We start from the raw sequence: 12,249 nt of genomic DNA, 5'->3' as shown, positions 1-12,249 counted from the left end.
CTATCCCCTCTCTTTCCTGTGAAAATGTAATGCCTCATTCTTTAAAAGTTCTTCATACGTTCCACTTTCTATCATTTCCCCTTTATTTAAAATAAGAATATGATCCATCTGTTTCATCCAGTGAAGACGATGTGTTGCAAGAAATACTAACTTACCTTCAAACAGACGTAGCATCGCTTGCTTTATTTCAAATTCAGTTTCAATATCAAGATGTGCCGTAGGCTCGTCTAATAAAATAATTGGCTTTTTACTTACAAGTGCACGCGCCATAGCGACACGTTGTTCTTGTCCGCCACTAAGCATACGTCCACCTTCTCCAATTCTTTCATACATCCCATTCGGAAGCGATGTAACGAGCGAACGAAGACCAACTTCATTAATCACTCTTTCCACTTCTTCATCAGTTGTATTTGTCTCATAGAAAGAAATGTTATCTTTTAATGAAAGTGGGAAAATATAAGGTTGCTGCGGAATATAAGCAATATTCTTTTGCCAATCTTCACGAGTAGACCCGTTAATTTCCACATCATTTACGATCATCTTTCCACCCGAAGGAGTTAAAAACCCTGCTAATACGTCGATTAACGTCGATTTCCCTGCCCCACTTTCACCAATTACACCTATAGCACCGGTGCCTTTCCAAGTAAAATCAATTCCCTCTAATATAGCTTTTTCAGATTCATCACTCTTTACTTTTACATTTTGTAAATTCAAGTTACTAGAGGAATTCCATATTAAATCTACATTTGATTCTTTCTTTCCTATTTCTTTTTGTTGCTGTAAAATCTCTTCTATTTGCTCCATTGCAAGTTGTCCATCTAGCGTAGCATGATAATTCGCTCCAACTTGTTTAATCGGCAGAAAATATTCCGGAGCTAATATTAAAATCGTAAGGGCTGGCAATAGTACAATTGTCCCATCTATTAAACGTATCCCTAATCCGACTGCCACAAATGCGATTGATAAACTCGTAAAGAAATCTAATGCAAAAGAAGAAAGAAAAGCAACTCGCAAAGTACGCATCGTTGCTTTTCTATACCTTTTACTTACTTTTTCAATCTTTCCTTCGTGTTGTTCACTTTTACCTAAATACTTTAGTGTTTCTAATCCTTTTAACGTATCTACAAAGTGATTAGAAAGAACACGATATGTTTCATATTGGCTATCCGCCATTTTCTGCGCTGCTAATCCTAGTAGGATCATAAATATTATTACAATAGGAATCGTTACAACTAAAATGATTCCAGATTCAATATCTTGCGTAAAAACATATAGTACAATTAGCCCCGGTACGATACTACTTCTAATCATTTTAGGAATTGTTAATTCAATATATGTTTTAAATTTCTCAATACCTTCTATCGATAACGTAACCAAATGACCTGTTCCAGCAGTTTGAACATACCGTGGACCTAATGTGAAATATGCCTCTATTAATTGTTTTCGCAGTAGCGATCCTGTTTTTTCAGCGAAACGTTCCACTAATATTTGTGATACTCGAACTAGCATGTGACGTACTGCAAACGCGATTCCAAAATAAATCGTTTCATTTAACACAGATTGCACAGTTTCTCCTTGAAATAAAAACGTAATAGCCCGTGCTAAAAACACTGTTTGTGCAATAATACTTAAAGCTTCTAAAATGCTAATGATTGTTAACACTACATATAAAACTCGGCTACCAGGATACGATGGAAGTCCTCTTTTTCTTTTCATTAGTACTCCAAATCTTTATCTGACTTAACAGGTTGTCTAAACACATAGAAACTCCATATTTGACTTCCCAAAACAAATGGCAATATAGCAATTGAAAAATACGTCATCAGTTTTAGTGCATAATCTCCTGATGCTGCATTATAAATTGTTAAATCGTATATTGACCCTAACGAGCTAATTAAGACACGTGGGAACATACCGACAAACACACTCGCACTTAGCAAAATGATTGTTAAACTCGTCATAACGAAAGCCCAACCATCTCTTCTTCTTTTATTTAATAATGTTGACGCACATAATGCTACAAAAGCTCCAATCGGAACCATAATCCACTCTGTACCATGACCAGTGAAAATATCTGTTTTCCATAATCCCAATCCGGCAAAAATAAGGAGTGCTATAATTGCAAGCGGTGCAATTTTCAACGCAGCAATACGTGCACGTTCTCTTAACTTACCTGTTGTACGTATAGTAAGGAATTGCAATCCGTGAACAATACATAGCAGAAGGAACATAACTCCTCCAAGTAATGCAAATGGATGAAGTAAATGTAAGAATCCACCTACAGCATTTTTCGTCTCATCAATTGGAATACCTACCATAAAGTTAGCAATGGCAACTCCCCAAAGGATCGGCGGTAGCAAACTTCCTAAAAACATACCCCAATCCCAAAAACCTTTCCATTTATGATTATCTATTTTCGCACGGAATTTAAAGGAAACCCCTCTTATAATTAAAGCAAGAAGCATAAATACAAACGGAATGTAAAACCCGCTAAATAAAGTTGCATACCAGTGCGGGAATGCCGCGAACATAGCTCCACCAGCACAAACAAGCCATACTTCATTCGCGTGCCAAAATGGACCAATTGTATTTAAATATATTCTTTTCTCTAAATCGTTTTCCCCTAAAAACCTTGAAACTATACCTACACCGAAATCGAAACCTTCAAGTACAAAGAAGCCTACGAATAAAATTGCAATAATGATAAACCACAACTCATTAAGAGATAACATACTCTTCCTCCTTATCAAATGGATCATGGCTTTGAGAATCCTGTTTCGTTTTCTTATTCTCATGTCCTTTAATGACACGAACGAATAAGTAAACAGTAATTCCTCCTATAATTAAATATAGTGATGTGAATGAAACTAAAGAGAATAATACTTCTCCGAACGTAACATTTGGAGATACAGCATCTTCCGTTTTCATAACACCGAAAACTACCCAAGGCTGACGTCCCATTTCAGTCATAATCCATCCTACTGTATTACCGATAAACGGTAGTGCAATTGCATACACCATTAATTTTAAATACCAAGTTTTTTCAGCTAAACGATCTTTTCTTGATAAGAACCATCCGTATGCTCCTAGAAGAAGCATAAATGTTCCACTCATTACCATCGCTCTAAAACTCCAGAACATAGTGTGTACTGGTGGAATATAATCTCCTGGCCCATATTTTTCTTCATATTGCTTTTGAATTTGATTCATCCCTTCTACTTGACCGCTAAATTTATCATATGATAATAGACTTAGCATATAAGGGATTTGAATTTCAAACGAATTTTCTTGCTTCTCTGCATCAATTTTCGCAAATACTGTAAATGGCGCTGGATCCTCACTCGTATTCCATAATGCTTCAGCTGCTGCCATTTTCATTGGGTGTGTCTTAATTAATTGTTGTGCTTGCGCATGACCGAAGAATAATACTAGCGCAGTTGTAAGTGTTCCAACAATGATAGAAATGCGGAACGATTTTTTAAACACTTCAGTTTCTTGAGCTTTCGTTATTTTCCATGCACTCACACCTGCAATAAAGAATGCACCAGTTGCAATCGCCGCTGTAATTGTATGCGGGAATTGTACCCATAATTGTGGATTTTGAATAATTGCTAAGAAATCATTCATTTGTGCACGTCCATCTGCTGCCATTTCATATCCTACTGGCGATTGCATAAATGCACTTGCAGTTAAAATCCAAAATGCTGATAACATTGTTCCAATTGAAAGGAGCCAAATACATAACAAGTGAATTCGCTTCGGTAATTTATCCTCACCGAATACCCATAAACCTAGGAATGTAGACTCAATGAAAAATGCTAATAAGCCTTCAATTGCAAGTGATGGACCAAACACATCACCTACGAAACGTGAATAGGTTGACCAGTTCATACCAAACTGGAATTCTTGTAAAATACCCGTTACTACACCTACCGCAAAGTTAACTAGGAATATTTGTGTCCAAAACTTCGTCATCTTCTTATAAATTTCTTGTCCTTTTACCACGTATAACGTTTGCATTAACGCAATGATAAAAGCTAAACCAATAGACAGCGGAACAAAAAAGTAATGGAAAATCGTTGTTGAGGCGAATTGTATTCGTGCCAATTCGAGCGTTTCCATACTACAATCACTTCCTTCATAATTTTTTATATCGTAATTTCAATTGAGTTGTATGAATAAAACAACTCAAATCTTAGAAATATAGAAAGATAAATTTGTTTATGTACTTTTAGAAAATATAAATTTTCAGTTTTCAAGATAATTACAAAAGAACTTTCTCATAAAATTTACCTTTTCACTATTTCAGTAGTGTTTTATCCGTTAATCGAATTGTATAATATACCTGCATAGTAAATTCAGCTGATTTTTGACGTATTATTGACATCATTTTGTCTGAAATATGTCTTTTGTCATTTTTTTGAATTAGATTTTTCTCATTAATAAAATGTATTTTTTTAATATAAGACTTACTTTCATATCAATCAAAAAATCATTTTTCTCTACATACACTTGACTTTCGCGCGAAAAAATGTCCTCTAAACCAACAGAGAAATCAGTTATTTTTTTGTCAAGAGAAAAAAATATTTCTAAAATTCAAACACAAAATAATGTTATTCAAAAATAGAAAATCCCCTCCCTCTTTCTAGACTAAAAATTCATTTTTTTGCCATTTTTTCAAACTAAATTCATACATAAAAAAATACCGAGAATCGATTAGACTCTCGGTATTTTTCAAATTATTTTGCTGTATGTTTTCTAATAGCCGGTAAAATTTCAGTAGCAATTAATTCGATGTTTTTCTCAATTTTATTAAGTGGTACGCCACCAAAATCAATTTGTGCCATAAAACGTTGTTGCCCATATAATTCATATTGGTAAAGCATTTTTTCAATAATTTGTTGCGGGCTACCAACCATTAATGCGTCACGGTAATCTACTGCATTTGTAAATTGCTCTTTCGGATACCCACCACCGCGCAGTGTAAGCATACCAGCATTAATATGAGGATAGTATTCACTAAATGCATCTTGTGAATTTTTTGCTGTATAAAATAAACTCGTTGTTGCAACTGGCAAACTTGCTGGATTAAATCCACTTTGCGCCGCAGCCTCACGGTAAGCATCTACTGACCCTTTAAAGTTAATAGCTGGACCACCTAGTGTTGTTATCATCATTGGCACACCTGCGCGTCCTGCTTTAATCGCACTAGCTGGTGGACCACCAACTGCACGCCAAATTGGCAAGTTATTATTTTTAGCTCTCGGGATAACCGATGCATGTGCAAGTGGTGCTCTGAACTGTCCATTCCAAGTTACATGTTCCTCTTTATTAATTTTTAATAAAAGATCCATCTTCTCTTCAAATAATTCTTCATAATCATTCACGTCATAACCAAGTAAACTATATCCCCCAATACGAGACCCACGACCAGCCACGATTTCTGCACGTCCATTAGAAATCAAGTCAATTGTAGCAAAGTCCTCATATACTCGAACCGGATCAGATGTGCTTACTATCGTTGCTGAACTTGCAATTTTTATATTTTTCGTAGCTTGTGCAATAGCTCCTAAAATAACTGTATGAGCTTGCGTTGTAAAATGTGTTTGATGACTTTCACCGACAGCAAATACATCAAGTCCAGCTTCATCCGCTAACTTTGCTGTTTCAATTAATTCATGAATTCTTTGTTCTGCACTAATTTTCACTCCGTTATGTGGATTTAAAACATGATCCCCAATTGAATATAATCCAAACTCTATTCCTTTACTTGTATCCATACGGTATTTTTCCATAGTTGCTCTCTCCTTTAATGAAGTAATATTAGTTTCTCTTCTAAAAATGTTTGTAAGTCAAGTGTATCTCCCTATTACTTACACCATCACTTGATTAGTCAATTGATGGTGTAAAAAAAATTACTCTTGCGGTAATTCTTTTTTTTCACTATGCTTATGAACTCTCGTCATCAGCTCGTATAATATTTTCTGCTCTTCTTCATTTAATACATCATCAAAAAACGATGATTGAAATGCAAGTTGCTCTGGCAACGCTCTCTCTAAAGCTGCTTCCCCTTGCCCTGTAAGACTAATTGTTTTCGTTTTCCAATCTTGTTTTCGTACAATATATCCTTCTTTTTCAAGACGAGTTAACATTCGAGAAATACCGCCTTGTGTAACAGTTACCTTTTCAGCTAACTCCATTTGCGTTAGTGGTTGATACGTACGTATTTGCAAAAGCACATCAAATTGAGCTGTCGTTAAATCAAACCGTTTTAAAAACTCATTTGACATCTGATTACTTTGATTCGTAAATCGTATTAAACGTAACCATATTAATGATCCTATCGTATTATCACGCATATTTGATCACTTCCTATCGTGAATCTTACTATCACTTTACTACGCAAGTGATAAAAAAGCAAGAGAAAAAGCGAAAAATATCTCATTAGAGTATTGCATAAATAACGATAAGAAAGAATTCATGTTTAAATGAATTCTTTCTTATCGTTATTCTTAACTTTCTATTTCATTCCTTGCTATATTTAAAGCTGCCACCGCTTTTGGCCAGCCAACATAAAAAGCCATATGTGTTATTAATGCAATCATTTCATTTTCCATAATTCCATTTTGCTTTGCCAGCCGCAAATGAAATGGTAATTGTTCTGTCTGGTTAAGACTAATTAATGCCGCCACTGTACATAAACTTCTTTCGCTTAATGTTAAAGTGTCATTTCGCCACACTTCCCCGAATAATATCTTTTTACTGTAATAAATAAATGTAGGCGCCATCTCTCTCATTTTCTCTTAAATATAATATTCAATGGATTCATTCATCATTTCACTCCACCTTCACTTTTACCAATTGTGCCAATCCTTGACCAAATGACCAATTTTCAGCAGAAGTCTCATTTAGCGTAATAAAAATATCTGCACTTTTTACACTAGAACATTTAGAAACCTTCGAGGATATCGACTGATACAGATCCCTTTTCTGTTTTATCGTTCTTCCCGGTCCACATGTAATAGAAACATAAATCATATTCTCTGTTCTCTTTTCTCCTCTTTCTAATAAATAATATGGATTATGTAAAAAGTGCTTTTGTTGATAAGGTAAATACATGTGAAAAAAATCATTTTCAGGAATATTAAAATGTTCCATTAATGAAAGATGGATACATTCACCTATCTTTTTCAACTCTTCTTTATTTAATATATTTCCAGGATAATAAACCTTCACAAAAGGCATAGATTGTCATTCCTTTTCTTATTTTTCATATACGACAAAATTTCATCGTGAAATGTGTAAAATCTCATATACTGTAACACCCTTATTTACTGCAATGTCAGGCTTCTCCTCATAAAAATTAAACCTACTATATCCCCATTTATCCGGATTATAAACGATTACATTGCCTAAACATTTTTCTATGTTTTGCACATTTTTATTTAATTGCGTCTCAATCAGCGTTTTACTTTGAGAAATACTCCCTACATATTCAACAACATATCTACTTTTTCTAAAGTCATTACTTACATTAACAACGAATGGAACACCTATATTTATTTGTTGCCACCCGAACGATTGTAAAATATTATCGTAATACCCTTCAAAGATAAATTTGTTCATTCCTTCATGGCCATTCCAAATATATAAAGGTGCATAGCAATTATAGAAATTCCCATCCTTACCTGCCTCAGTAATTAAATATGCTTTGAAATTCAATTCTTGAAAACCATCCGTTTTATGCCCATTATCCTTTACCCTTTTTTTAATAATCTCCATGTCATAATCCTTTGGCAAAATGACCTTATATTGCATTCCAATCATGTTCATCACTCACTTTCTATCTTATATACATAATGATAAAGCGATGACTGGCTAACGTAAAATAGGTATAAATTATGTTTGGTATCATTTATAATGATACCCTATAAGGGGCTGAAATGAATGGAAATAAATGATCTTATCATATTTAAAACTGTAGCGAATGAAGGCTCTATTAGTAAAGCTGCTAAAGAGCTAGGTTATGTGCAACCGAACGTAACTGAGCGAATCAAAAAATTAGAACAAGAATTAGAAACGCCTTTACTACATAGAGATAACAAAGGAGTATCCTTGTTACCTTCTGGTGATATTTTATTAGACTACACGAATCAAATATTAACTCTAGTAGAAGAAGCGAAAGATAAAATTAAAACGAGTAGTTCTTCTTATGTAATAGCGACGTCACAATCTATTTTGACTAATTATTTAAGTAAGCGTATTAAAGAAAATTTAAGGGATTATCAAATATACGTAGAAAATAGCAGTCATTTGCATAAATTACTGCAACAACAAAAAGTTGATATGGTCATTACTTACGAGGATGATCCCGAAGCAGCTTTTAAAAAAGTATTTACTACTGCCATTTTTGTAGGCTTATTAAAAGCGAAAGAAACGCCTACCATTGACTATGCAAAGGAACTCTTCTTCGTTAGTAATGATAAAAAGTGCCCTTTTAGAAATAAGACGATACAATTTCTAAAAGAAAATAATTTATCTCAACGTCAACTTCAACAATTAGATTCTTATTCGCTTATGGAAGAGTTTATTCAGGATGGAAAAGGAATAGCCTTTTTACCGATTAGAAATGATACATTGGTACCAATTGAAGACGTTCCAATTGAGAAATTAGCTGTTCATTTTTTTACGAATCAACACTCTTTAAAACAAATCCCTGATGAACTATTTGATTAATATAATAGCTATTTTACAAACTAACTAATTACATACACCAATAAAAATCCCTCCTTTACGAATCTAAAAGAGGGATTTTCATATTCTATGCAATTGATTTTTCACACATTTTGCTCCACTTCTGCACTTTTCTCCTTCTTACTCTGTTTCACATTCTTCAGTCTCTTAATCGTGCCAACTAATCCTTTCGGAAAAACTAGCAAGACGATAATGTACAATAAACCAAGAATAATTGTCCATCGTTCAAAAATCGGATACGCTGTAGCTAGTTCTGATAAATAATATTTTAGTGATTCAATAATTCCAGCTCCAGCAATTGCTCCAATTAATGTTCCAACGCCTCCAATCATCGTCATCAATAATGCATTTAATGTCATTTCAATTGAAAATACAGTCGTATTAACAAAGCGTAGTGTGATAACAAATAAGCCACCGCTAATTGTAGCAACTACTCCTGCAACAATACTAGCAATAATTTTATAATGAAGAACTTTATATCCTAATGCTTCAACACGTTGCTCATTTTGTGAAATTGCCTTTAATACTTTTCCAATAGAAGATTTTGTGAAAAGACGTAACAGAATAAAAATGGCAATTAAACATATAAGTGTTACATAATAAAACGTAAAACGATCACGGAATATATCTGGTACACCAAATGTAAAACCGTCTCCTCCGTGAGTGAGTCCACGCCATTTTTCAGCAAGTACGAAAAACAACTGTGAAATAGCAAGTGTTAACATTGCATAAAAATGACTTTTCAGCCGTAACGAAAGCAAACCAATTATATAACTAACAATTGCTGAAATGATAATTGCAGCTACTATCCCTATTAAAAAATTCGTTATGGATACTCCTTGCCGATCAAATAAAAGCGCTACGCCATACGCTCCTATTCCAAAAAACATACTATGGCCGAACGATACAATTCCGGTATATCCAAGCAATACATCAAAACTCATTGCAAAAATAGCAAAGATGAAGATTTGAGTGAACAAAATTAACAAGCTCCGCGAATCATTTACGAATGGAAATACACTTAAACAAATGAGCATACATACTCCGAAGTATACTTTAATTCGATTTGATGTCCTGTTCACCATTTCACCCCTTTTCACTAACAAGTCCATTTGGCTTCACTATTAAGAAAAATAGTAACATTAACATATTGATTGCAAGTGATAAATCCGGTATAAAATACGCTGTAAAAGCACCCGCTAATCCGACAATTAAAGATGCGATCGCTGAACCTTGTACGCTTCCTAATCCTCCAATGATTACTACTATGAAAGCTAAAATCGCATACTGCATACCCATCTCAGCGAAAATAACTCCTGAATACGGTGCTAATAAGAAGCCTCCCAACGCTGCCATCCCTGCTCCTAATAAAAAGACGAAAGAAAATATCGCTTTTACGTTAATACCGAGCGCTTGAACCATTTCTTTATCCGTTACACCTGCGCGGATCATTAGACCTATCTTTGTTTTTTTGAGCAATAATAGTAAGGTAATATAAATGATGATCCCAATTAAAATTACGAATAGACGATATTTAATTAATATAATACCTTCAAATGTATAACTACCTTGTAACCATAACGGTAATTTAGCACCAATTGGATTTGGCCCCCAAAATACTTTAATACATTCACTAAGTACAAGCATTCCCCCAAGCGTCACAAGTAGCTGGCGAACATGATTTCCATATACCGGTCTAATAAGGAATCTTTCTAAAATGAATCCAAGAAACATCCCCATAGCAATTGCGCCAATTAAAGCTAATACATAACTACCTGTCATATTAAATAACCAAACACCTGTAAACGCTCCCCAGGCAAATAAACCACCATGTGCGAAGTTTAGAACGCTCATTAAGCCGAAAATAAGTGAAAGACCTGATGCTAATAAAAAAATAAGCATCCCTGTTGAAATCCCATTTACAAATAAATTGATTAACACATCCATCCTTCTCACCCCGGATTCATGTTAAGAGATTCCTAAATATTTGTGACACATTTCCTTATCCTCTTTTAATTCATGCATAAAACCGTTATGAACAATTCTTCCGTTATCCATAATATAAAAGTAATCGCCAATTTGACTAGCCATCATAAAGTTTTGTTCAACGAGTAAAACTGTTGTTTTCTCCTTCATTTTTAAAATGGCTATCATTAATTTTTCTATCATAATAGGGGACAAGCCTTTACTCGGCTCATCAATAAGTAATAAACCATCACTATTAATAAATGCTCTTGAAATTGCTAGCATTTGCTTTTGTCCTCCGCTTAAGAGTCCGCTTTTTTTGTGCCAAAACTGCTTTAAATCCGGAAATAATTCAAGCATCCACTCGATTTTCTCTTCCGCTTCTTCGCCCTTCCCCCTAGCAAGAGCGAATGTTTCTTCTACTGTCAGATCGTGAAAAATACCTTGATTTTCTGGTACATACCCTATTCCTTTCCTTGAAATTAAATGTGTAGATAACCCATTTACTTGTGTACTATCATAATAAATTTCACCATGTGCGATATGGTGAAACCCCATAACCGAACGTAATGTCGTCGTCTTCCCTGCCCCATTTCTTCCAAACAGTACAGTAATCGTTCCTTTCTCAACAGCAAGAGATACCCCTTGTAAAATATGAAACTGATCTAAATACGTCTCTATATTATTCACTTGTAATAGTGCCACTATATAATCCCCCTAAATAAGCACTTTGTACGCGCTCATCTTTCATCATTTCTTCGGGCAAACCTTCAGCTAATAACTCTCCATGGAATAAAACGATAAGATGGTCTGACAAACCTAGTACCATATCCATTTTGTGTTCAATTAGTACAATTGTACTCTCTGGATGTTTCTTAATATTTTCAATTACTTGTAAGATTGCCGGTACCTCTTCAACTGATATACCTGCCGTCGGCTCATCCAGTAGTAACACATCCGTTTTTAAAGCTAATAACATCGCAAGCTCTAACTTTCGTTTTTCTCCATGTGCTAAATCTTTCGCTAATACATGTTCTTTCTCATGAAGTAATACTGTTTTTAAGAAACGTCTCGCCTCTCCCACTTGTTGCTTAAATTTTGCCGAACTAGGAAAAAAACTATAGTAATCTTGAACAAATGATTGAACACTTAAACGAACATTTTCAAGTACCGTTAACTCTGGGAATATATTTGTAAGCTGAAAAGAACGGCCGATTCCTAATCGAGTTCGATCCGAAATTGATAACTTTGTAATCTCTTGTCCTTTAAAATATACTTCACCTTTTGTTGGAGAAATTTGTCCACTTAGTAAATTAAATAACGTTGTCTTTCCTGCACCATTAGGTCCAATAATGGAAATGAGCTTTCCTTTTTGTACTGTTAAATTCACATCCTTAATAACATGATGCTCGCCAAAAGATACGCTAAGATTTTTCGTTTCAAGCAAATGTGTCACGAAATCCCTCCTTTTAAAGCTTTAAGTATGAAAGAAATACGTATAAAGAGGGTATCCCCTCTTTATAAAAAAAC

13 protein-coding genes are annotated in these 12,249 nt (G+C 34.4%); 1 reads left to right on the top strand and 12 read right to left on the bottom strand.

From position 1 onward, the window contains the following. The 8 genes from cydD to KZZ19_RS09390 all read right to left on the bottom strand — a co-directional run bounded on the left by cydD (nucleotide 1) and on the right by KZZ19_RS09390 (nucleotide 7,827). A complete protein-coding gene (gene cydD / locus KZZ19_RS09425) occupies nucleotides 1-1,716 on the bottom strand; it encodes a thiol reductant ABC exporter subunit CydD (RefSeq protein WP_237981354.1) in 1,716 nt (571 codons plus the stop codon). Next, nucleotides 1,716-2,732 carry a cytochrome d ubiquinol oxidase subunit II gene (gene cydB / locus KZZ19_RS09420; RefSeq protein WP_237981355.1) on the bottom strand — a complete coding sequence of 339 codons (1,017 nt, stop codon included), beginning with the start codon at nucleotides 2,730-2,732 and terminating at the stop codon, nucleotides 1,716-1,718. Before cydB ends, cydD begins: the two co-directional genes overlap by 1 nt. Further along, nucleotides 2,719-4,122 carry a cytochrome ubiquinol oxidase subunit I gene (gene cydA / locus KZZ19_RS09415; protein WP_237981356.1) on the bottom strand — a complete coding sequence of 468 codons (1,404 nt, stop codon included), beginning with the start codon at nucleotides 4,120-4,122 and terminating at the stop codon, nucleotides 2,719-2,721. The genes cydB and cydA overlap by 14 nt, the downstream gene beginning before the upstream one ends. A gap of 617 nt (nucleotides 4,123-4,739) precedes the next feature. Further along, nucleotides 4,740-5,795, bottom strand: a complete 1,056-nt coding sequence (locus tag KZZ19_RS09410) for an LLM class flavin-dependent oxidoreductase (RefSeq protein WP_237981357.1) — start codon at nucleotides 5,793-5,795, stop codon at nucleotides 4,740-4,742. A gap of 120 nt (nucleotides 5,796-5,915) precedes the next feature. Continuing rightward, complete coding sequence (locus KZZ19_RS09405; protein WP_237981358.1) at nucleotides 5,916-6,359, bottom strand: MarR family winged helix-turn-helix transcriptional regulator; 444 nt, start codon at nucleotides 6,357-6,359, stop codon at nucleotides 5,916-5,918. Between the two features lie 153 nt (nucleotides 6,360-6,512). Continuing rightward, a complete protein-coding gene (locus KZZ19_RS09400; protein ID WP_237981359.1) occupies nucleotides 6,513-6,797 on the bottom strand; it encodes a carboxymuconolactone decarboxylase family protein in 285 nt (94 codons plus the stop codon). Nucleotides 6,798-6,837: 40 nt separating this feature from the next. Further along, nucleotides 6,838-7,245 carry a tautomerase family protein gene (locus KZZ19_RS09395; RefSeq protein ID WP_237981360.1) on the bottom strand — a complete coding sequence of 136 codons (408 nt, stop codon included), beginning with the start codon at nucleotides 7,243-7,245 and terminating at the stop codon, nucleotides 6,838-6,840. 42 nt (nucleotides 7,246-7,287) lie between these two features. Next, entirely contained in the window at nucleotides 7,288-7,827 is a 540-nt protein-coding gene (locus KZZ19_RS09390) for a DUF4865 family protein (RefSeq protein WP_237981361.1), read from the bottom strand. 120 nt (nucleotides 7,828-7,947) lie between these two features. Here KZZ19_RS09390 and KZZ19_RS09385 point away from each other — a divergent pair, with 120 nt between their 5' ends. Beyond that, nucleotides 7,948-8,736, top strand: coding sequence for a LysR family transcriptional regulator (locus tag KZZ19_RS09385; RefSeq protein WP_237981362.1), 789 nt, complete (start codon nucleotides 7,948-7,950; stop codon nucleotides 8,734-8,736). Nucleotides 8,737-8,837: 101 nt separating this feature from the next. On the opposite strand, the gene KZZ19_RS09380 is transcribed toward KZZ19_RS09385, so the two are convergent. The 4 genes from KZZ19_RS09380 to KZZ19_RS09365 are packed head-to-tail and all read right to left on the bottom strand — an operon-like array spanning nucleotide 8,838 to nucleotide 12,175. Next, nucleotides 8,838-9,791 (bottom strand): branched-chain amino acid ABC transporter permease, encoded by a 954-nt coding sequence (locus KZZ19_RS09380; RefSeq protein WP_237981448.1) that lies wholly within the window; start codon nucleotides 9,789-9,791, stop codon nucleotides 8,838-8,840. A gap of 49 nt (nucleotides 9,792-9,840) precedes the next feature. Then, nucleotides 9,841-10,701 (bottom strand): branched-chain amino acid ABC transporter permease, encoded by an 861-nt coding sequence (locus KZZ19_RS09375; RefSeq protein WP_237981363.1) that lies wholly within the window; start codon nucleotides 10,699-10,701, stop codon nucleotides 9,841-9,843. A gap of 21 nt (nucleotides 10,702-10,722) precedes the next feature. After that, the gene (locus KZZ19_RS09370) at nucleotides 10,723-11,424 is read right to left on the bottom strand and encodes a branched-chain amino acid ABC transporter ATP-binding protein (RefSeq protein ID WP_073518033.1); all 702 of its coding nucleotides are present in this window, start codon (nucleotides 11,422-11,424) and stop codon (nucleotides 10,723-10,725) included. Then, nucleotides 11,402-12,175 (bottom strand): ABC transporter ATP-binding protein, encoded by a 774-nt coding sequence (locus KZZ19_RS09365; protein WP_098561118.1) that lies wholly within the window; start codon nucleotides 12,173-12,175, stop codon nucleotides 11,402-11,404. The genes KZZ19_RS09370 and KZZ19_RS09365 overlap by 23 nt, the downstream gene beginning before the upstream one ends. Nucleotides 12,176-12,249 lie beyond the last annotated feature (74 nt).

Origin of the sequence: Bacillus thuringiensis (assembly GCF_022095615.2) — a bacterium.
Classification (GTDB): Bacteria; Bacillota; Bacilli; order Bacillales; family Bacillaceae_G; genus Bacillus_A; species Bacillus_A cereus_AG.
This window is presented reverse-complemented; position numbering and strand designations above follow the sequence as displayed.